Source organism: Flammeovirga sp. EKP202 (assembly GCF_014534745.1).
Classification (GTDB): domain Bacteria; phylum Bacteroidota; class Bacteroidia; order Cytophagales; family Flammeovirgaceae; genus Flammeovirga.
The window spans coordinates 1-23,094 of the sequence record NZ_JACVVP010000062.1 but is presented as its reverse complement, the minus strand read 5'-3'; the positions used below and the strand labels follow the sequence as shown (position 1 = coordinate 23,094).

Here is a 23,094-nt window from a genome sequence, read left to right as displayed (position 1 = left end):
TTGCAACTTTTGTAACACTATTGAAGAAAATTCCAATTAGAAGAAAAAGACATTGCATCATTATCATAACAATAAACACTAGGCTGCAATGAGAGGCCTAGATGCTAGTAGTACTTATCTCCAATTTAATTATTATACTCTTTCCTATGAAATTTGATTTATACAACTTTTTCAAGATTAAGACTAAAGTCTTTTTATCCATAGAGATTGCATTCATTGTAATTTTTCTATTTTTAGACTTAAAAACAGAGATAGTTTCATTATCATTCCTCACGTTGATACAAGTCGGTATTGTCCTTTTTTCATCAAAATCAGAAAAGTGGACTTGGATATTGCATCTTCAAATATTACTACTAACAGCTATTGTTACTACAATATCGTTTATTGGAGGAGGAATTACTTCACCTGTCATCTATTTTTATATCCCAACAATGGCTGTAAGCTTCTTGTTTTTTGATATTAAAACAGGTGCTATGTATACTTCTCTGATATTAGTTTTGGCAATTATTTTGTCTGTCGTTTCTATCAATGAATGGTCACCTTCTAATGGAATAGCACTTACAGAATTACAAAATAATATCTTCTTTGCTTTAGTATTAGTTGGGGCGAGTACGGATACCCTTTGGACGATTGTCCAATATGAAATTGCTCGTAATAAGGGAGAAAATGAGTTAAAACTATACCACGATGAAATAATTCAACAAGAAGAAGAACTTCGTCAGCAGCAAGAAGAGTTAATTTCAACTAGGGAACATGAGCTTGAATTAGCAAAAACAAAAACAACCGCTCTTGAGGAAGAACAACGTAGAATTAAGGCTGAACAAGATTTATTTGTTATTCAAGAGGCCTTAAAATATACTTCTGAAATTCAAAAAATCACCCTTCCTGGAAATGAAATATTAAAAGACTTTTTCAATGAACACACCTTGGTTTATAAACCAAAAGAGTCGATTAGTGGAGATTTCTACTATGTCAATGATTATAATAAGATCACTTTAGTAGTAGTTGGAGATTGTAAAGGTCACGCCATTAGTGCTACCCTCCTTACAATGGTGATTTCAGGATATTTTGATTCCCTTCAGGAACTGCCCTATTACCCTAGTCTTCTTTTGTACAATTTACATGATTATTTAATCAATAAATTTGATCATAAAATAGACGATAGAGAGCAGTTTAAACATGAAGTGAATTTATCCATTGCTTATTTCCAAGGGAATAATATGATTTATACATCTGCTAACGGTAGAGGTATCTTAGTTAAAGAAGACAATGTCAATGAACTTCCACATACAAATGCTCCAATTGGGGATCGATTTAACTTAATCAAAAACTTCAAAGATGTAGAGTTTTCTATCTCTCCTGATGATGTGGTTGTATTGTTTACGGATGGTCTGACTAAAATTGGGCAAACTGAAAAAACTGAGGACCTTATAAAAATAAGTCAGGAGTTCTACGGTAAATATGAAAAAGATTGGACCGCACAGATCCAAAAATATATCAGCAAAAACTTCGCATCTGAACAAGAAGATGATATTACAGTTTTAGCTTTTAATTTGAATTAAAAACTAAGGAGTACCACTCAACGAATAGGAAAGGATCAGGGTACTCTTCACCTTTTTTTACCTCATCATAAATCCACTCTTAAATCATGGGTTTATGATGAGGTATTTTTATACAATTACTTCAAATTAATTTATTGAAGGTCGATCGAGAGTTCATTACTTTTTAAAGCTCCTACTGTAGCGTAGATCTTCCCATTTCCCAATTGTGTTTTTGCTCTAAGCATTGCTAGTGCTCTGCCTTTATGAGACTTCACTTGATTCGTGTTATGAGCTGACACATTCATTTCTGAACCATTATCTACACCGATTAATTCTAATTCTTCAGTTACATGAAATGTTACTTGCTCCTCGAGGTTTTTAATTTCGTACCCTTTTTCATCTAACATTTTCACTTTGACATGAGCAACATCATATTGATTGGCTTTCATCTGAGAGCGGTCTGATTCAAGGACAATTTTAGCTACTTTCCCTACTGTATTTAATACATATTCTTGCACTTTTTGTCCTTGATTATAGCCTACTACTTTCAATTCTCCTTTTTGATAAGAAACTAACCATTTGATGATATTGTCAGTTGAAGCGAAATCTGAAATAGATTGTTTTCCTAAGCTTTTACCATTAAGAAAAAGTTCAGCTTCTTCACAATTGGTATAGGTTTGCACTACGATTTCCTCCCCTTTTTTATAATTCCAATGTTCATTGACTTTATACCATTCCCATAATCTCAATTCAGCCCATACTGGAGGTTTTCTTAACTGTATATCAAATTTCCAACCCTCTTTTTGACTATAAGAATACTCTGAAATTGATACCGGAGTAGTGACCATATATACTTTTGGATCTTCTTTCCATAAACACTCAAAGAAATGTCCTCTTGGGTTTTTAAAACCTGCAAAATCAAATAGAGAAATATTTAATCCTTTTCTAGGCCACAAACCCGCCTCTCCTAAATAGGCAAAACCTGTCCACACAAAAATACCTGGAATAAAATCTCTTTCTTGAACGGCTTTCCACTCTGAATAGGCCACCCAGTTTTCTGATCCCAACATCATTTTATTAGGAAAAGCAGCATGGGCTGCATCATAATCTATCTCTCTATAATTAAGTCCTAAAATATCAACGGCATCAGCATATCCACTTGCAAAAGCAATGGAGGGACGAACACTTCCACAAACCGTTGGGCGTGTTGTATCTTCTTCTTTGACCCACTTTGATAACTGATGAGCAATAATAGAAAGAGAATCTACGCCACCCGTTACTTTATCAAATACAGGTTTAATGATTGTAGTATCAAATGTTGGTGTATCTTCATACTCTCTGATGCCTTTTTTAAGTTTTGCATAGGTCTTAGAATAAGCAGGGAAAGTCCATTCAATTTCATTTCCAATACTCCACATGATCACTGAAGGATGGTTATAATCTCTTCGAATCAAATCTTTCAAATCACGTTCTGCCCACTCTCTAAAGATTTCAGGGTATCCAGTCGAAATTTCTTTGGGTGCTTTCTTTCCTCCTAAACAGTTCATCATTTTTCCCTTAGGAACATACCACTCATCAAACGCTTCGTTCATCACTAAAAAGCCCATTTCATCACATAAGTCCATCAATAATGGTGAATGAGGATTGTGTGCCATTCGAATAGCATTGACTCCTACTGACTTCAACTTTTTCAAACGAAAAACCCAGTGATCTCTTACGGCTGCTGCACCTACTGCTCCAACATCATGGTGTAAATTGACTCCCTTTATTTTTACATTTTGCCCATTCAAGAAAAAGCCTTTTTGTGCATCAAACTCAAATTCTCTGACACCAAAATGCTCTTCTATTTCATCGACGATTTGACCTTTCTCAATCACTTGAACTTTAGCAGTGTATAAATAAGGGTGATCTATCCCCCAAAGTTTCGGTTGTAATACCTGTAACTGTTGCTCAACTACATTACCTGTGATTGCTTTGGCTTTGCTTTCAGCAACCACTTTATTCTCTTCATCCAAAACACTAACCTTCACTGAGGTATGTTTTGATCTTCCTTTGATCGTTGTTTTTACACGAACAATAGCATCCTTTTCTGCAAGTTTAGATGTTTCTATTCGAACACCCCATTGTGGTATATGTGTTTTAGAAGTCTTTACTAATCTCACATCACGATAAATTCCCGAACCAGTGTACCAACGTGAATCTACAAAATTGGAATGATCCACTTTTACGGCTATCACATTTTCTTCTCCATATAGAAGATGTTCAGAAAGTGAATAAGAAAAACTAGAATATCCACTTGGTCTAAACCCTAGTTTTTTTCCATTAATATAGACTGTAGAGTTACAATACACTCCATCAAATTCTACCCAAATCTCCCTGTCTTTATCGGATGCTGGAACAGTAAATGTTTTTCGGTACCACCCTATTCCTCCTTCTGTAAAACCAGTACTTGAGGCACCTTTATCTTTTTGATAACCTCCTAAAATACTCCAATCATGCGGTAGTCTGATGTTCTCCCATGTGGTATCATCATAGGCTTTTTGTTCCGCATTTTGTTGTTCGTTTTTGATAAACTTCCATCCAAAGTTAAAATCATCCACTGTCCGTCTTTTGACTTGAGTACATGAAAAAAACATCAGTAATAGTGTCAGTAATAATCCAGTAGTTCTCATCTCTTTTTGTTTGTTTTGATGTAGTATTACAAGATGAATGTAAAAGAAATACCCTCCCTTTGAGTAAAAAAATTTAATCAAAAGAGAGGGTATTTAGTGTAAGAGCGAGAAACTGTTCTTATTCTGATAACGTTTTTGTATCCCAGTACTTTTCAACAATGGCTTGAATTTCCGGATAGTTCTCATCCGTTTCATTCAGTTCTTCTCTTTGCTGTTTCAACTCTGATTTTAATTTCGCAATAATTTCCTGGTATTTAGGATCATCATAGCGGTTATGCAATTCCTCCGGATCATTTTTAAGATCATAAAACTCCCAAGTGTGAGGTGTTTCTCTTTCGATACCATAATATTGTTTTGCCCAATAATGTTTAGCATACTCTGACTCTGGTAAATAGTGCTTTCCATAATAGAATACTAACTTATAATCTTTGGTACGTAAACCAAAGTGGGCTGGAACATAATGGTGAATAATGTGCATCCAATAACGGTAGTAAGTTGCCGTTCTCCAATCCTTCTCTTCTTTCCCTTTTAGCGTCCTTGCAAAACTTTTCCCTTGCATGTACTCAGGTGCTTTTCCTCCTGCCATTTCTATTAATGTAGGAGCAAAATCTGTGTTATTAATTAAAAGGTCAGCTTCCTTCCCTTCTTTGATCATTTTAGGATAATGTACGATAAATGGCATACGCATCGACTCTTCATAGATCCAACGTTTATCTTGTAAATCGTGCTCACCCAACATCATTCCTTGGTCTGCTGTATAAACAATGATGGTATTTTCCCAAAGCCCTTCTTTCTTTAAATAATCAAATAAACGACCTAAGTTGTCGTCTACACCTTTCACACAACGCAAGTATCTTTTCAAATAATCTTGATAAGCAACGTGTGCCGACTGTTGGCCTTTTAGAGAATCCTCATGGAAGAATTTATTATAGTTTCTATACATATGACGGTCAGAAACCGAAGTACCGATATAATTTGTCAAAGAATCATTAGCTCCTCTTGTACCTTCCGATCCCCAATTAGGTTGGTAATATAAACTTGAAGGTTCTGGAATTTCTGTATCCGCTAAATAGTCTTCGTAACGAGGAGCATATTCAAAGAAATCATGTGGTGCTTTGTAATGATGCATTAAGAAAAACGGCTTATCCTTATCTCTATTTTCTAAATATTCGATCGTCACATCTGTAATTACATCACTTGAATGCCCTTCAGTTTTCACTTTATTTTTTGGCCACTCTCCTTTTCCTTTTTCATGGAATGAAGGATTGAAATATTTTCCTTGCCCTGGCAACACTTTATAATAATCAAAAGCTGTTGGTTCAATGTGCAAGTGCCACTTTCCAATGATTGCAGTACTGTACCCCAACTTTTTCATTTCTTTCGGTAAATATTGCTTTTCCGGCTCTAAGCGAATATCCAAATCCAATACACCATTCGTTTGTGGATATTGGCCAGTGATAATTGATGCTCTACTTGGCGTACAAATAGAATTATTACAAAAGGCATTGCTAAAACGAATCCCCCCGTCTGCCAGTTTATCCAAGTTAGGTGTCGGATTGAGTGACGATAATCTACCTCCATACGCTCCAATGGCGTGCGCGGCATGATCATCCGACATAATATAAATGATGTTAGGTTGCTTTTTTTGAGCAAATGAGATTGCTGTTGAGCACAAGAATGCAAGCAACATTCCAGCCTTAAAAAAAATTCTATTGTTAAACGTTTTCATTATAGTCTTAAATCATTTTTGAAGTTAAGTGTATTATTTCATTTCTATAAAAATTCTTTATTCCACTGATAATGGGATTCTCAAATTGCAAGCATGTCCTCGATATACTCCATCTACAGTAATGCCTAAAGCCCCAAAAATTTGCGTGGGCTTTCCTTCTTCCAATAAAAGTTGAGGTCGCTCTATTTTATACGATGTCGTTGTTCCATCTTGCTTAGGAATTTTACTAGGTAGTACTTTTGGAAACTTCCCTGCCTCCCAATGCAAACCATCTTTAGATTCCATTAATGCTAAGGCCCCTTTATCTCCTGTAAAATAGCCTTTTATATCAGTTACAATAGCATAATATTGTTGATGATCACTCCAAACATAAGGATCCTCAGCAATCATATGTTCCCCATTTGCTTCTTCTAATTCGAAAATAGTCTTACTCTCTTTCTTAAAAGGTCCAAGCGGATGATCAGCAAATGCTAACATATATTTTACTTGACTTCCCTTAGCAACTTGCCAACTTTCATTCGTAGTCATATCTACAGGCTTCCATCCTTTTTGTTTACCGACTGCTTTATAAATGGCAAAAACACCTCCATTCGGACTAATATTAATTGCAGGATTGGAAGTCATTAAAGCATCAGGAGCATCATCATTTTCAGCCACATCTATAATAGGGTGATCCAAGCGATGCCAAGGTCCTGAAGGGTTTTCCGACCAAGCCACACCTATTCTCTGATTATTTCTATACATCCACCAATCTTTATTTTTCATAGAGGTTGGTTGTTGTGCCTCGACAGCTGATGTAGTTCCCATATAATATAAATAGTACTTCCCACTTTGTTTGATGATAGTAGGATTATGTGTAGTCGTTCCATCCCAAAATTCTCTTCCTCTGGCTGGCAAAGCTACATTTACATGTTCATAAGGACCTTCTGCTTTTTCTGCTACTGCATAAGCTATTTCTGAGTGAGTGACCCATGCCATATGTCCCAATTCATATTTCCAACGAGAATAGAACATATGGTATTTCCCATCAAAACCTTTTACTACAGATGCACCCCATATATGATAATCAGAGTCGATAAACTTACATTTTTCATCAACAGGTACTACCAGAGCACCAATATTCATTTCTTGAGCAAGAATTGAAGTTCCTTGACATATAATGCATAATAAAAATATTAATGATCTCATGTACGCTAGTGCATTCAATGGTAAAATGTTTCAATAAAGAAATGATTCACGTTGTGATTCACGGATCACAACGCAAACCATCCAAAAGTCATTTACTATTTATTGTCTTTAAAATTGATCTTAAATACATAAGCAAAATCACATGGCTTATCTTCAGGAAGCGATACATTTAAAGCACCTTCCGTTCTTTCCCATTTCAATTTCCCTTTGTGACCAATCAATTCCACATCTTTTACTTTTGAATTATAAGCAATTAAACCTAATGATTTGATCGGCAATACTCCTGATTCAGGCCAGCCTAATGCAATGGCATATAACTGATCTCCTTTTGTGGTGAAACGGATATCTTCAGCTCCAAAACCATCAAATTTCTGATCTGCTAAGTGACCACTTTTTGTTTTGGTTGGGCCTTCTCCAAAAATCAACCAAGGACGGCTATCATAAATCGCTTCACCATTTAGTTTTAACCATGCTCCCATTTCCAACAAACGTTCTTTTTGTTCTTGAGGGATTGTACCGTCAGGATGTGGTGCAACGTTTAGTAATAGACAACCATTTTTACTGACAATATCCACAAGATCATCAATCAAACGGTTGGTAGGATAACATTTTAAGTCTGAAGCATAAGACCAAGAAGACTTTGAAATAGATGTATCCGTTAACCATGGATCAGGGTAGATATCTGGCATACGTTCACGCTCCAAATCTACCGTTCCTACGCCCAATGGAAAGTCAGGACGCTTAAATGTAAATACTCTTTCGATGTTATTTTCCGCACTATGGTTATGTACATAGGCCACCATTTGCTTTCTGATACCTTCAGATAAAATTCTAACTCTGTTATCAAACCAAAGCAAATCAGGAGAGTAACCATCTACTACTTCTTTTACTTTTTCTAGCCAGATTCTTTCAAACTCAGGACTAGGCATTGGATAAGATCCTTTCTCATCACCAATCTTCAATAAACGAGAAGTTTCAGGAATTTTTGGTCCATATAAACCTGCAAATTCTGGATTCGCACAATCGGTGTTTTCATCCCATGTAGGGTACCAACCCCAAAGCCAAGAGTGATGCAAACTGACCACGTATTTCATTCCTCTCTTCTTCACTGCCTTTTTCATCTCCGCAACCACATCGATTTTCGGCCCCATTTTCACCGAGTTCCAAGGGTTCACTTTAGAATCCCACATCGAAAAACCGTCAGCATGTTCTCCTGCCGGTCCTGCAAACTGTGCCCCTGCTTTTTGGAACAATTCAGCCCACTCATCAGCATTAAATTTATCACCTGTCAGTTTTGGCACTAAGTCTTTATATCCAAATTCTTTCTGATCTCCATATGTTTCCTTATGGAATTTATAATTCGGATGCCAGTCATTATACATGTTTCTACCATACCAATCTGAGTTACCTGTTGCCATAGAAGCCGAGTAAATACCCCAGTGTGTGTATATACCAAACTTGGCATTTCTAAACCATTCAGGACACTCGTATTGACTTAGTGATTCCCAATTTGGCTCAAAGTGTTTTTTTGCTTCCTTAGGTTGCTCTTGTTTTTTATTACATGCCCCTATGAACAATGCAAAGACAAATAATGTAATTAATTTAATTCGCTTCATTTCTATCGTTATATTCATTAATCTAGTGAAGTGCTAGGACAGAAGTCCAATAATCTAGTCTATATTGATTTGCTGAATAAACTAAGTCAATTTTAAGGAAACGGAAGTGTGGTAAAAAAATTACACCCCACTTAATATTAAAATTTACACTCTTACCTTATCAATTTTTCATGCTTTACGGTTGAAAAACCTCATCAAAAAGCATTTAAAAAAGGTGTTTTGGGGCGTTTTTAACGATAGACTTTATATAGACAGCAATAGTAATTTAAAATGTAATACTCACTTTCACTTTTGGTCTATGTTGCATTAAGAAAATAATAGCTAAAATATCAAAACTGATTGATATAATCATACAAATTCGTACCCTTCACCAAGTTCATTTTCTTTCTCAATCTATACCTCTTTAAGTCTACACTTTTAGGAGTGATGTTGAAGATTGGAGCGAGTTCTTTTGTGGAAAGATTTACTCGGATATAAGCACAAAGTTTGAGGTCTTCTTTGGTAAGAGCAGGGTGTGCTTTCTTTAAGTCGGAAAAGAAGTTTTGATGCATTTTTCTGAAAGTGGACTCGAATGTGAGCCAGTCTTTTTTATCATCAAACTCGGTGGTGAGGATATGATCAAGCTTGCGGATCACTTGACTTTTGTTGGCGGAATCAAAATGCTTGGCATTGTCTACCTGATGTTTTAGTTGCTTGATGACGTCTTTGTTTTTTGAGCTTTGAACAAGCAACTCTGACAAGCTTTCATTTTTATCTTGAAGTTCTTTTTGAAGTTCGTTGGCTTGAAGGATCGCAATTCTTTTTTCGTTGAGATCTCTTTGATGGTTGAGGTCTTCTCTCTTTTTCAAAAGAAGGGCCATTTTCTCTTTTCTCAACATTAAGCTATAAAACTTATGGAGGCTCCCTACCGATAATAAAACTGCTACAACATAAAGTATTAGCATTAAGTTGGACAAATAGAATGGTCTGTCTATTTCAAATTTATAATGGGAGATTTTATTGGAAGCGGTGTCTTTTACTTCAAAAGTGAACTTTCCATACGGAAGGTTTTGGTAAGCGATTTCGTTCTTTTCTCCTATCTCCACCCAATTACTGTCATAGCCTATCAGACGAACAGCGTAATTCGATTCTTCATAGTAATTCTTGGAGCTGAATTGAAATTCAATGGAGTTGTAATCAAAAGGGATTTTATCTTCTATATTACTGAGTTGTTCTTGATTTCTATGGTACCAAAACGTGACTTTTCTAATGTCAGGTTGATACTGTTTGAAATTGTAGTTTTCGATGGATGGAGTTGAGAAGAACCCTGCCCCTTGGGTGAAAGTGATCAAGAAGTTATCCTTGATATTGATGATATTTTCGTAATTGTAGATTTGATTATTCCCCAATTCTGCAATTGACTTTCGTACATGAATGGAACGACTTTCCTCGGCATCATAAAGCATCAATTGCCCTTCTATTTTCATTACTGAAACGTCATCAATAGGATGAGAAATAAAAGTCAATCCATTTAAATCTATATCAACCGGCAAGTTATTTTTAAAAGTGACAACAGTATCATTAGTGGTCAAGAGTTTGGTATCTCCTAAATCAAAAAGCCTGTATTTGTAACTGTTTTCTAGTGATTTTTTAGTGGAAAGGTTTTCAATGGATTTGAGGGATTCTAAATCTTCTGAGAGTGTGATTTTATAGATATTTTTCCATGAATCAGTCAGTAAGATAGTACCATCATTCAATTCAATAATATCTCTTGTTAGTGAATTGATCTTTTTAATGGTGTGACTATACTCCCATTGCCCATTGATTTTATTCCAAATGTTCAGCCCGTAATAAGAGGTTTGAAACATCACATTTTTATTAAGTCTACTTTTAAGGAAAGTATAACCTCCACCGTTATTATAGACTTTTTTGAACGTCTCTCCTACTTCAAAAATGCCTTCATTATGCCCGCAAAACAATTGATCATCGGCGACAAAAAGATTCCAAACTTGCCCTTTTGAGCGAGGAAATAATTGGAGTTTTAGAATTGGTGCGTTGATAGAATCTGTCGTATAATACAGCCCTTGATTTGTGCCGATAAATAGTTTTCCCTGAAAGATAGCAACATCATAGATTGGACCAATTTCAGCTAGAGGGTCATTGATAAAACGAACGGGATATTTTAGATTTACATTGGTAATTCCTTCTTCACTTCCCACCCAAAGTAATCCTTCATTGTAATGCAAAGCGTGAACTCTATTGCTGGGTAATCCATTTTTGGAATTGATATAATAATCAATCACGCCTGTATTGATATTTCCAATAATAATTCCTTTATCTAATGTACCAAAAGCAAATCCTCCTCGGTCATCAATAGGTTGGGCAACGTTTAGTCTTGCTTCTTTTAGAAAGATTGAAATCTTATTTTCATAGGGTGTAAAGCCCTTCCCATTCCAAAGGAATAAGCCGTTTTTATAAGTACCAATTAGAAGTCCTTCTTTTACCTCATGAATGTATTTGACCATCCAATGTTTTAAGTCTGGGTGAATGATATTATTGGTCTCCACCAGACCTTTTGTGATGTTGATATGATTGTAAAGAACTTGGTAGTAAAAAGTAGTTTCGTCTTTTGACTTGAACGCATAAGAAATATTTCCTTCTGTAAGGCTTTTCCGGGTGAGGTCTTTCGTGTCGAGGTCATAGATATAGAAAGTATTAAAGGATTGAAAGACAATCTTGTTACCAATCTGAATGGCTTTCCAAATTTCATCATGAAAAGACTTTTGAGGCATTAAAGAATTGAACTTCAAAACACCATTCTCCTTTTCAAAAACACCTATGGTATTCATCCCCCCTACAAAGATTTTGTCTTTATGAATCAATAAACACCTTAACGGTTCATTGGTAGGAAAAAGATTCCAACTTTCGCCGTCAAATTCTAACAAGCCCAAAGTATTGGCTGTATAAATCAGGCCATCATCAGATTGTGTGATATACCAATTTTGACTCTCAGCATTATAATCTGATTTGCTATAATTGGTAATCTTTGTTGATGTAAATAACTCAATAGTTTCTTGTGCGAAACTTGAAGTAGATATAAGTAATAAAGCGGTTAGTAGTAACTTAGATAGTAAAGCCATTTATTTTTCACGTAAAATAGTTTGAAGCTAAACTATAAATAATTTTAAATTGATTAAAATCTATTTTCAATTGATAACAAATCAATCACCTCATTTTCTCTAGAAGTCAGAGACTTCTAAATATCTAATAAACACAAGAGACGCTGACGCTTAACTCTTGCGCCAGGGAAATAGTAGTACAACCACTGGTGCGAATGTTAAGCATCAGCGTCATTCGTGTCCTATTGATCATCATACCCATATTCAGAAAACCATTTATAGCATCCCATCTACCACAATTAAGACACACTACGAATTGAATAATTAATTAATAAAATTATGGTTGTTGTATAACGTAGTGAGATGCTGTAAAAGGTTCTAAAAATTTAATGGATAATATAACGTGCACCACGACTGAAGTCATGGGCTGGTGATACTAACTCCAACAACACTAAAGTGATGTTTCCGTTTTTAACCTTCAAGACTTCAATCTTGATGAGGTTATTCTATCACCTGCCCATAGTTTTAACTATGGTGCACGCAACAATTAATTCACCGAAGAAAAAGACCAATTCAAGGTTTCAATGCCCTTTTTGATATCCTCATCCATCATAAAATATTTCCATAGCACACCTGAGCGGTAATTCTCAATCATAGTGATGATTGGTCCTTGATCGATGGCTAAATATGATTCAGCATACCAGTCACCTTGTGAAAGATTGTAAGCGTCTTTGAAACCGTATTCTCCCCACAATTTTGGTTGTTCTTCATAGAAATAACGCATAGCGGCCAATGACTCTTTTGGTGTATAAACAATCGAAGATAAAGCTGCAGTGGGTGTAATCGTACCGTTGTCTAAGTCTTGTGATGGTTCATGTGCCATATATCCTACAAATGGATCATCACTTGCTGTTAAGCCCCAAGCATTTTCTCCGTAATAAGGGAACTTCACTTGCTGTTGAATACACCAACGGCGGTTTTCTAAGGTACGTTCTTTGAATAAATCGAAGTAAGTTTTGCTTGTCGTTCCATCTGTGAAATGAGGATCCAAGCCGATATATGAATAATGTACCCAGAATAATGGTTTTGCTGTATCAACCGTAAGGCTGTGCTTGTATCTGTCCTCTCCATTTTTAAAACAGGTTTCATAGGTAGAAGCTGGTACAGGGTGCGTTGGCGAAGCTACTGCTAAAAGGTGTGTGATTTGTGTTTCATCAAAACCGTAAAGAGGCATGTTCATTTGGAAATCATACTGCGGAGACCAGTGCCAATACAATTTATCCGTACCGTTTCTGTACCAATCCCAATCTACACCTTCCCAAAGTGCTGTGGCCAATGTACGTAACTTTTCTTCCGTTTCATTATCACCATCAAAGTAGTTTCTTGATGTGATAATTCCTTCAATCAAGAAAGCGGTTTCCACCAAATCTCCCCCATCATCTTTTTGAGAGAACGGTCTTACTTTACCAGTTGAACCGTAGTACCAGTGAGGAAATGCTCCGTGAAATCGATCTGCTTTTCCCAAAAACTCATACATCTTCACTAAGCGTTGAGCACCTTCCGCTTTTGTGATATAACCTCTTTCAACGCCCACAATAATGGCCATGATCCCGAAACCTGTGCCTCCAGTTGTCACGATTTCATCATCTCCATTACTTCTCTCTCTTGATAGAGCAGATACAGGGTGACCATAGTCCCAGAAATATTTGAAGGTCGTTTCCTGTACTTTATCCATCAACTCTTCATCGGTCAATGGTACTTTATCCTCTTCATCATCATAGATCGGTAATTCTGGAGATACATTGACAGCTTCTGAACAACTCATCATTGAGAGTAATAACAAGGTCAATAGGGCTTTAATATTTATGTATTGCATTATAAATTGGCGTTATAGTTTGATTCGTAATTATAGAATGTTTTTACTTCTTCATCAGTCATTGCTTCCTGGAAGATTCTGAAATCATCAATTCCTCCATTAAACGATTCCTGTAAATTGGTATTATTGTTCTCTACTTGAGCACCGATAATGAGGTTTGAGCCAATTCCTGCATTAAAATGAACAGGACCTAACGCTTCGATCTCATCTACTTTTTCACCATTGTAATAGACTTTTCTCACTAAACCATCCGCTGTGATTGTGATGTTGGTCCATTTTTCAAATTCAATTTCATCTGTAAAGAAATCAACAGCACCCCAGTTTGAAGTTTCGTGGAAATACATGTTTTTGATACGGCCATCACCCTCTCTTTTCATACTGAATCCTTCCCAACGTTGCATCGAATAAATCCATCCGGCATTGGATAAGTCAGTTGGTCTTACCCAAATCGACACGGTCATTTTACCCGGTTTAAGATTCTCGTCATACGTTACAATGGCGGCTGTACCTGCTTCTGTGGCATCTGAACTATTAAATGCACTGTTTGTATTACCAAAACGGTCTGTTGTAAATCTGGCATTATGGTCTTCCACTTCATATAAATTATCATCATCTTCAACGGTATTATTAAAGGACAAGCCAATCACTTTTCTTTCAAAAACGGATTTCAATGAAACGCTAGAAGTGGTAAATACTGAAGGGTCTGAAATAAGATTATTGGCGACGTCATTTCCTTTTACCAACCAGCTGTATTCTGTATTTTCTTCCAAGTCTGTAATCACAAAGAAATCATCTTGAAGGTCACTTACTAATGGTGCCTCTGGCATTTCTTCAGAAGATTTCCATAAAAACACTTCATACTTCAAGCCTAACTTCTCAGAAGCCCATGTTAGTTGTATTTCTTTGTCATATGTAATATGTGTTTGTTCATTGGAAGGTGAAACCAGTTGAATTCCTTCGATAGGTTCTGGTTCTACATTGATGGTATCTCTTGCATCATCTGTGGGGGGTGAAGCAAGTGTTTTTACATCATCGGGATTTAAACCACAACCTGCGGCAAAGGCTATAATGAATAAAAATAAGAGTTGCTGTTTCATGATATTTCTTTTTTGGAGCGTGCACCGATGTTTCAAGTATTAACCGATACTTGCTACAGAAGTGGTGCACGCCATTTTACATGTGTTTATTAGTAATTCGGATTTTGCTTTAGAATGTCACTACCTACGGCATTGATCTCAGCTTGTGGAATGGGGTAGACTTTATTTTTAGCAGCATCAAAAACGTTATCGCCATTTTCTACTAATTTGCTTTTGGCGTAACCCGGAGACACATTATCCATTCTCATTAAATCAAAATAGCGGTGCTGTTCCATGGCTAATTCTACACGTCTTTCATTCCAAATTGCTTCTCTTAATTGTGCTGGATCAGACACTGTTACGTCAGGTAAAACGTTTTGACCTGCACGTGCTCTCGCTCTTACGTTGTTCAAATAACCCAACGCTTTTGATGAATTACCTAAAGCATTAGAAGCTTCTGCTGCCACTAAAACAATATCTGAGTACCTCAACAATCTTATGTTCATTGGGCTATTGTTGTTTCCTCCATTATGCGATGGTGCATATACTTTATAGCTGTAGAATTCGCTGATTGGATCTGAATTATCACCGAAAATACCGTCTTCTGGTCTTGGTACTACTTCACCGTCATACAATGTTTGACCGGCTGTGATGATCGTTGCATCATAACGTGGATCGTTGGTTTCAAAGGCATCTCTAAGTGATTTTGATGGAACATTGAAACCCCATCCTTTGTTCAATACATTGGAACGGATGCCTTGAATTTCTGTGAATTGACTGCTACCTCCACCTTGTTGGAAGTCGTGTGTTTGCACTTCAAAAATAGACTCTGAACAGTTTTCACCTTCTAATCTGAAAATCTCAGCAAAGTTTGGGTACAAATTGTACTCTCCTGACTGAATCAAAGCTTCTGCCGCGTTCAATGACTTTTGGTAATCTTCATTTGAACCTGTAAATGATGCTTGGAAAAGATATACTTTTGCTAATAATGCCTGTGCCGTACCTTTCGTTACTCGACCAAGTTCAGCTAAATCATATTGTGATTTTGTAGGCAATACTTCCACTGCTTCTTCCAAATCCTTGATGATAAAAGCGTACGTTTCCTCTCTTGTAGAACGTGCTACTTTGTACTCTTCTGGATTTAATAAACGGTCCACGATAGGCATGCCACCATATGCTCTTACTAAGTTGAAGTAGAAAAATGCTCTTAAACACTTCGCTTCAGCGATATATCTTGCTTTTAATTTTTCATCAAACTCCCCCTCAGGCACATTGATAATTACTTGATTGGTACGGTTAATACCTTGGTAATGCTCATTGTAATACCCTTGGATAGTACCATTATTCGGTAAATAAGAAGCATTATTCAATTCAATCATATCATAACTATCCGTTGATGTTGACCCTTTGTCGGCATCATCAGAAGCAATGTCTGCTAACCCGATCGGGCCCCAAGCAGTTGTATTCCAACCTCTCAAGCTTTCATAAATCGCATTTGTGGCTTTGAGCGCGCCATCTTGTGTTTTGAAATAATCCGCAGATGTTTCTTGTCCTTGAGGTGTTTTCTCTAATAGGTTTGAACAAGCACCTAAAAGTAAAAGTGTAACGGTATATAAGAATAATTTTTTCATTTCAGTACAATTAGAAGTTCACGTTAATACCTAATGTGTAAGTGGCAGTCAATGGATAAGTATTGAAATCAATTCCTGCGTTAAGCGGTGAGTTGGAAACGATTTCTGAACTATATGACTGATAAGGCTGGTATAAGTAAATGTTGGAGGCGGCTGCAAAAATTCGACATTTTTCGATGAAAATTTTACTGGTCACATGCTCCGGTAAAGTGTAGCCTAATGTGATGTTCGCTAGTTTGAGGTAAGATCCGTCTTCAATAAAACGATCTGATACTTCATAGTTCACACCACCGTTTGTGACTCTTGGCTCACTGTTGCTTGTGCCCTCTCCTGTCCATCTTCCTAAGAAAGACTCTTCGAAGTTCGTCGTACCCCAACGTACTGCTTTCTTTGCATTGTAGATTTGGTTGCCTGATTGTCCTTGGAATAAGGCAGACAAGTCAAAGTTTTTATAAGAAATGCCTAAGTTGATACCATAAATAAAGTTTGGAATAGGGCTTCCGATAAACGTTTTGTCGTTCTCGTCAATCACACCGTCTCCGTTGATATCCATATAGATGATATCACCTGGCTGTGCTCCTGGCAATGATGGCATATTATCAATCTGCTCTTGATTTTGGAATACACCATTCGTTTTATAACCGTAGAATGCCCCGATTGCTTGACCTGGAGTCGTCAAAGAAGCTTGTTGACCATTACCTAAATCACCTCCAAAAATATAAGGGTTGTTAGGGTCTAAAGCGATGACCTCATTGTGAATGGTAGAAATATTTGCCCCAATGTTGTACTGTACCTCTCCAATTTTATGATTCCATTGGATACTCAAATCAATACCTTTGTTCAAGATCTCACCAATATTAGAAGGCACTGCTCCTTTTGATCCCACTAAACCTGGAGGAGTGATATAGACCAACATGTCTTTGGTCATTTTGTGGTAATAATCTGCATCGATCGTTAATTTATCGTCCCAGAAACCTACCTCAAATCCGATATCAAATTGCTCTACTGTCTCCCAACGAAGGTTAGCATTCGCCATATTAATTACAGTACCACCCGGTTGGAATCCTTGGTCAGGACCAAAAACTGGGTTTAAGTTATTATCAATCAATGAATACTGACTGTAGTCCCCAATCTTGTCGTTACCAATTCTACCCCAGCTCGCTCTAAGTTTCAAGTTGTTGATCAAATCACTAGACTTCATAAAGTTTTCTTCCGAAATTCTCCAACCTAATGCTAATGAAGGGAAGACACCGAACTTATTGTCTTTACCGAAACGTGATGAACCATCCGCTCTAAATGAAGCAGTAGCAAGGTACTTATTATCGTACGTGTAATTCACTCTACCAAGAAACGACAAGTAAGAATTGGCCGCTCCTTCTTGGAATACATTTCTACTGTCTACCAGTCCAGTTCCCAAGTACCACATATCTCTGTTATTCGGCACTCCATTCTCTGAACCTTCCCACTTTTGCACGGTATTATTTTGAGTCGTTACACCAGCTACAGCATTGATACTATGCTTACCAATTTGCTTCATATAGCTCACCGTATTTTCCCAAAGCAATGCATTGTATTCATTTCCAAGTTGCGTTAATCTACTTACATCATTGAATTGTTTCCCACTTACAAAGAATTCAGGTGTGTATCTCGTTCCTTTGTTTGTTGCTCTATCTACACCTAAATTCGATTTGAAAATTAGTCCTTTGGCAATTTCATAATCCAAGAAGAAGTTACCTACCAAACGGTCTCCACTGCTAAAATCATTTTTATAATAAGACGAAGCGATTGGGTTACCAATATCATTATTATTTGAGGTACCAAAGTAGCCGTTCTGATCATAGACTGGCATCGTTGGATCAGCTTTATAAGCATCTCCTAAATTCACACCTTCATTTGTGCTGTTGTAAGTGGAGTAAGCGATATTATGACCTACTTTTACTCTCTTTGATAATTTATAAGTATTGTTGATTCTTAAATTGAAACGATCGAAACCTGATCCTTCTACAACACCTAACTGATTGAAATACCCTGCCGTGATATTGTACATCACGTTATCTGATCCCCCTGAAACACCCACTTGGTAATTCTGGATCGGTGCGTTTCTTGTGGCTTCATCAATCCAATTTGTGCCGTTGCCCATATTATTGATTTCATCTTTAGTGTAAATCAAATCTGAACCTTGGTTGTGCATGATCTCGTTTTGAAGCATGGCATACTGTTGTGCGTTGACCATATTAGGACGCGCCGCCACTTGTTGCATACCTACATAAGAGCCCAAAGTCACTTTTGCTTTTCCTTTTGAACCTTGTTTTGTAGTAATGATCACTACACCATTGGCACCTCTCGAACCATAAATTGCTGTTGCAGAGGCATCTTTCAAGACTTCCATGGATTCAATATCATTAGAACTTAAGAAATTGATATCATCCAGAAGCATTCCATCCACCACATACAGTGGGCTCGAATTACCCGTGGTGCCAACACCCCTAATCTGTACTTTCGGTGAACTACCTGGCGTATTGCCTGAAGTAATCTGAACACCTGATACTTTACCTTGTAAAGATTGCAAAGGGTTTGAAGCTGGAATTTTCTCCACATCTTCACTCTTCACACTCGATACGGCACCCGTAAGGTCACTCTTTTTCATAACACCATAACCGACAACCACCACTTCTTCAAGCTGTTCCATGTCTTCATTCAAAACCACTTGAATAGGTGAGAAGCTAGTGATCACTCTTGTTTCTGTGACATAGCCGATAGAGGAGATTTGGACGGAATCGTTGAGTTGGATTCCATCGAGTTTAAAGTTTCCGTCGAAGTCAGTAATTGACCCTTTTTGTGTTCCAATAATCTGGATTGTAGCTCCGATTACGCCATCTCCTGTATTACTTGTCACCTTCCCAGAAAGTACATTTTGGGCGTACAAAGACAGACAAGAGATACTAATAAATAGTGTTAGTAATAACTTTTTCATGGTCATTTCATTAAAATAATAATAGTTGAGTACCTGTTCAAAATTATCTATAGCTTAAATGCATTTGAATTAAACTCAGGTTTCGTTAAAATTTTTCGTCTTAGCTATGGCTAGGACTGTAAATTTTGCCTTACCTGAGATCAATTCATTCTACATTTATAAACTATATTTAATTATGATCAGCTACTTATTGCAGTAACTTCATTTTAGTTTTTGAATGAAAAAATAGCTTCATTCTGAACAATTGAGGAGTTAGGGGCGATCCATACTTTGAACTTCCCTTCTTCAGTTACTATGTTGTTGTTTATATCAAGAATTGATAGCATATCAGGAGTGATATCGAAAGTTACTTTTTTCGATTCTCCTTTCTTCAATGTGATTTTTTGAAAGCCTTTCAGCTGTTTTACTGGTTGAGCAACAGATGCGAAGATGTCTTGTGTGTAAAGTTGCACGATCTCTTCCCCATCATATTGACCCGTATTTTTCACTGTGATAGAAGCCTTAATTGCACTTCCTTCTTTTAATTCATCAGATGATAATTGCAAATCAGCATACTCAAATGAAGTATAACTCAAGCCGTAGCCAAATGGATAAAGCGGAGAGTTTTCCACATCTAAATAAAATGATTTATAATCCTGAGGGTTGTTCTGATCAAACGGTCTACCTGTATTCAACGCATCATAATAGATCGGAATTTGCCCTACATTCCTTGGGAATGTCATGGTCAATTTTGCTGAAGGATTGTATTTTCCTGCCAATACATTCGCAATAGCATCACCTGTTTTAATCCCCAAATACCACGCTTCAACAATGGCATCCACATTTTGATCTTCCCATGATAAATCCAATGGTCTTCCATTCAACAAAATCAAAACAATAGGCTTCCCCGTTTTCTTTACCGCGTACATCAGTTCGCGTTGTGCTTTTGGAAGACGAATATCCGTTCTGCTTGCCGCTTCTCCCGACCAGTTGAAATCTTCACCCAAGGCCAAGAAAACAACATCACTGTTTTGTGCCACTCTTACAGCCTTCTGAATTTCTTTAGCGTTGCTTTCTCCCATCAAATCCGCACCTTTCGCATAGCTGAATTTCGCCTTTGAATAAAGGTTTGTCACACCTTCATACACGGTAACGCTCTTTGAACGATCGCCTTTAATTGCCCATTCTCCATTTAAGCTTTTTCTTTCTTTGATCATCGGGCCAATCAAACCAATACGCTTATTTGTATTTTCAGCTAACGGTAATACCTCCTTCTCATTTTTCAATAATACAATAGAACGTTCAGCTCCTTTCAATGCCTCTGCTAAAAAGGCCTCAGTCATTGTGTTTTCAGCTTCACGCTTGGTATCCATATATCTATAAGGGTCCTCAAACAATCCTAATAAGAATTTCAACTCCAGAATTCTTGCAACAGCAACATCAATTTTGCCTTCCGTTACAGCACCTTCATCCACCAATTTTTTAAGGTTTTGAATATAAGCTGCACCATTCATGTCCATATCAATCCCTGCATTCACCGCTTTCTCTGCCGCTTGTTTTAAGTCTTCAGCATAGCCGTGAGGAATCATTTCGTTGATGGCCGTATAGTCCGTGACCACCATACCTTTGAAACCCCATTCGTCTCTCAAAATATCTTTGAACAAGTATTTGTTGCCAGTAGCAGGTACGCCGCTAATGGTATTAAACGAAGTCATAAATGTGGCTACCTTATTGTCAACTGAGGTTTTGAAAGGAGGCAAATACGTTTCTCTCAATACCCTATCCGAAACATCTACTGTATTATAATCTCTCCCAGCTTCTGCCGCACCATACCCTACAAAATGCTTCGCACAAGCCAACATGGTATGAATATCACCAAAGTCCTTATAACTTTTGATACCTTGGAAACCATTGACTCTCGCTTTTGCGATTTCTTTTCCCAAGAAAACATCTTCACCAGCACCTTCCATCACTCTCCCCCAACGCGGGTCTCTAGCAATATCAATCATGGGTGCAAACGTCCAGCTGATCCCTGCCGAAGTCGCCTCAATTGCGGCAATTCTAGCACTTCTCTCCATCAATTCTAAATCCCAGCTACACGACTCTGCCAGTGGCATTGGAAAGGTTGTCTTATAACCGTGAATTACATCCGCCGCAAATAAAATCGGAATTTGAAGACGGGAATGCTTCATTGCCTGCTCTTGCAGTTTGCGTAATCCCTCCGCTCCAAAAACATTGAACATGCTTCCTACTTGTCCCTTCTCCAAGTACTCTTTAAAGTCGTCATTGATCTGCGGTCCCGTCAATGTTCCATGTCCAGAGAACTGCGTCATTTGTCCTATCTTCTCCTCCAAAGTCATCAAAGATAACACCGAGTCCACCTTCCCTTCAATCACTGGATCTTGACTGTAACTTTTCCAATCAAAGTCTTTTTTCTTCTGTTCACACGATAAAAAAATGGAACAGCCAAAAAGTAATAATATTGTCTTATTAATAAATTTCATACAGATAAGTGAGTAAGTTGTTTTCACTAATTCAGACGATTTGTTTAGTGAAAAATAAAATTCAGTTTAACGATCGCTTTGTGATTACAAATATGGAGGGGATTAAGTGTAAAAATGTAATTTTATATATCATCAAAAAGACATCATCATTTTACAAAATACCTAACACACTGTTTGTCTGCACCTTGAAAGTGTTAATCATCCCATTTTACTACAATGATAAGATGGGGTGATGTGATAAAATCACATCAGTGAAATGGGGATATTTCTATTAAAAATTAAAAAGACAAGGAAAATAACATGATGGGTGGTTGTAAAGTGAGTTAGTGATTTGGGTGGTGTCCTATTGGTGGTAGTATTAATAGGTAACTTCTGCAAAACGGATTTATTTTATGCGTGATAATGGATTATTTCAAACCCTATTTTGATATACAAACAAGCCAATCTATGTGAGGGTAGATTGGCTTGGGTTATTTTATTTATTGCTTTAAGTAACAAACTTAAACTGTAGGAAAGTTCGTAATACCCCCTGTTGGCTGAACAGCACGAACAGTAGGAGGAGGAATTAGAACAGCGGAGGAGCATAATCTAATAACCATCTTTTTTCTTCACTCGCTACTTGTTGATTAATTTCACTTTCAGAATACCTTTTTATAACTTCTAAGCAGTTCTCATATATATATATCATAAATTATATTCTTATTTTCTAAAAGAAAATGTGCTGACCAAAGGTTTACATAATACTGACGTTCTGTAATATTTCTATAAAACAGGTGATAATCTTCATTCTCAATGAATTTATCTACTTCTTTTCTCATGTCTAGAAAAGAAGTAGTTCTTCTAAAATTCAAATTATATGGTGTATGTTTTTTTATATAATTTTCTTTACACCAAAAAAGAAAAGTATCGTTTAAATTTCTCATTATTCAATTAGTCTTTTTGTAACATGTTTAGAATTTTTCTCTCTTGAGGCTTAGGTTGTAAGAGTCTTCATAAAAATGTACTCCCTCATATCGTTGTTTTGGATATCCAATAGCATAAGTAGAAACTTTTAAATAATCTTTACTATTACTCCCTTGGTACCCCTCTGGCGCAAGTGTTAAGCCAAAGGCGTCACTTGTGTTTATATTTTGAAGGGGCTGTCGCAAAACCATCAAAAATTCCAAATACTCTTCATTTTTAAATCGTATGAACATAAACAGTTTAAAAA

At 36.8% G+C, this 23,094-nt stretch carries 13 protein-coding genes; 1 reads left to right on the top strand and 12 read right to left on the bottom strand.

The features are described 5' to 3' along the window. Positions 1 to 146: 146 nt before the first annotated feature. Positions 147 to 1,562: a PP2C family protein-serine/threonine phosphatase gene (locus IC221_RS25270; RefSeq protein ID WP_188171619.1), complete on the top strand. Its 1,416-nt coding sequence runs from the start codon at positions 147 to 149 to the stop codon at positions 1,560 to 1,562. A gap of 131 nt (positions 1,563 to 1,693) precedes the next feature. Here the strand turns inward: IC221_RS25270 and IC221_RS25265 are convergent, their stop codons facing one another. The 12 genes from IC221_RS25265 to IC221_RS29635 form a co-directional block, all read right to left on the bottom strand. Further along, positions 1,694 to 4,213, bottom strand: a complete 2,520-nt coding sequence (locus IC221_RS25265) for a glycoside hydrolase family 2 TIM barrel-domain containing protein (RefSeq protein ID WP_188171618.1) — start codon at positions 4,211 to 4,213, stop codon at positions 1,694 to 1,696. A gap of 118 nt (positions 4,214 to 4,331) precedes the next feature. Beyond that, a complete protein-coding gene (locus tag IC221_RS25260) occupies positions 4,332 to 5,942 on the bottom strand; it encodes a sulfatase (protein WP_223241490.1) in 1,611 nt (536 codons plus the stop codon). 57 nt (positions 5,943 to 5,999) lie between these two features. Continuing rightward, on the bottom strand, positions 6,000 to 7,130 hold the full coding sequence (locus IC221_RS25255; protein WP_188171617.1) for a glycoside hydrolase family protein: 1,131 nt from the start codon (positions 7,128 to 7,130) through the stop codon (positions 6,000 to 6,002). Between the two features lie 95 nt (positions 7,131 to 7,225). Continuing rightward, positions 7,226 to 8,746: an alpha-L-fucosidase gene (locus IC221_RS25250; RefSeq protein WP_188171616.1), complete on the bottom strand. Its 1,521-nt coding sequence runs from the start codon at positions 8,744 to 8,746 to the stop codon at positions 7,226 to 7,228. Between the two features lie 329 nt (positions 8,747 to 9,075). Continuing rightward, on the bottom strand, positions 9,076 to 11,865 hold the full coding sequence (locus IC221_RS25245; RefSeq protein ID WP_188171615.1) for a triple tyrosine motif-containing protein: 2,790 nt from the start codon (positions 11,863 to 11,865) through the stop codon (positions 9,076 to 9,078). A gap of 526 nt (positions 11,866 to 12,391) precedes the next feature. Continuing rightward, positions 12,392 to 13,720 (bottom strand): glucoamylase family protein, encoded by a 1,329-nt coding sequence (locus IC221_RS25240; RefSeq protein ID WP_188171614.1) that lies wholly within the window; start codon positions 13,718 to 13,720, stop codon positions 12,392 to 12,394. Beyond that, positions 13,720 to 14,817, bottom strand: a complete 1,098-nt coding sequence (locus IC221_RS25235) for a LamG domain-containing protein (protein ID WP_188171613.1) — start codon at positions 14,815 to 14,817, stop codon at positions 13,720 to 13,722. Before IC221_RS25235 ends, IC221_RS25240 begins: the two co-directional genes overlap by 1 nt. An 89-nt stretch (positions 14,818 to 14,906) precedes the next feature. Continuing rightward, positions 14,907 to 16,427 (bottom strand): RagB/SusD family nutrient uptake outer membrane protein, encoded by a 1,521-nt coding sequence (locus tag IC221_RS25230; protein ID WP_188171612.1) that lies wholly within the window; start codon positions 16,425 to 16,427, stop codon positions 14,907 to 14,909. Positions 16,428 to 16,437: 10 nt separating this feature from the next. After that, on the bottom strand, positions 16,438 to 19,401 hold the full coding sequence (locus tag IC221_RS25225; RefSeq protein ID WP_188171611.1) for a TonB-dependent receptor: 2,964 nt from the start codon (positions 19,399 to 19,401) through the stop codon (positions 16,438 to 16,440). Between the two features lie 206 nt (positions 19,402 to 19,607). Beyond that, entirely contained in the window at positions 19,608 to 21,884 is a 2,277-nt protein-coding gene (gene bglX, locus IC221_RS25220) for a beta-glucosidase BglX (RefSeq protein WP_188171610.1), read from the bottom strand. Positions 21,885 to 22,449: 565 nt separating this feature from the next. Beyond that, positions 22,450 to 22,572, bottom strand: coding sequence for a hypothetical protein (locus IC221_RS29800; protein ID WP_255516169.1), 123 nt, complete (start codon positions 22,570 to 22,572; stop codon positions 22,450 to 22,452). Between the two features lie 262 nt (positions 22,573 to 22,834). Next, a partial coding sequence (locus IC221_RS29635; RefSeq protein ID WP_223241489.1) for a hypothetical protein occupies positions 22,835 to 23,094 on the bottom strand: 260 nt, incomplete at its 5' end.

Coding starts and splice junctions, on each gene's coding strand:
- IC221_RS25250 (WP_188171616.1), bottom strand. CDS start 8,746: ATGAAGCGAATTAAATTAATTACATTATTTGTCTTTGCATTGTTCATA.
- IC221_RS25225 (WP_188171611.1), bottom strand. CDS start 19,401: ATGAAAAAGTTATTACTAACACTATTTATTAGTATCTCTTGTCTGTCT.
- IC221_RS25230 (WP_188171612.1), bottom strand. CDS start 16,427: ATGAAAAAATTATTCTTATATACCGTTACACTTTTACTTTTAGGTGCT.
- IC221_RS25260 (WP_223241490.1), bottom strand. CDS start 5,942: ATGAAAACGTTTAACAATAGAATTTTTTTTAAGGCTGGAATGTTGCTT.
- IC221_RS25255 (WP_188171617.1), bottom strand. CDS start 7,130: ATGAGATCATTAATATTTTTATTATGCATTATATGTCAAGGAACTTCA.
- IC221_RS25235 (WP_188171613.1), bottom strand. CDS start 14,817: ATGAAACAGCAACTCTTATTTTTATTCATTATAGCCTTTGCCGCAGGT.
- IC221_RS25270 (WP_188171619.1), top strand. CDS start 147: ATGAAATTTGATTTATACAACTTTTTCAAGATTAAGACTAAAGTCTTT.
- bglX (WP_188171610.1), bottom strand. CDS start 21,884: ATGAAATTTATTAATAAGACAATATTATTACTTTTTGGCTGTTCCATT.
- IC221_RS25265 (WP_188171618.1), bottom strand. CDS start 4,213: ATGAGAACTACTGGATTATTACTGACACTATTACTGATGTTTTTTTCA.
- IC221_RS29800 (WP_255516169.1), bottom strand. CDS start 22,572: ATGATATATATATATGAGAACTGCTTAGAAGTTATAAAAAGGTATTCT.
- IC221_RS25245 (WP_188171615.1), bottom strand. CDS start 11,865: ATGGCTTTACTATCTAAGTTACTACTAACCGCTTTATTACTTATATCT.
- IC221_RS25240 (WP_188171614.1), bottom strand. CDS start 13,720: ATGCAATACATAAATATTAAAGCCCTATTGACCTTGTTATTACTCTCA.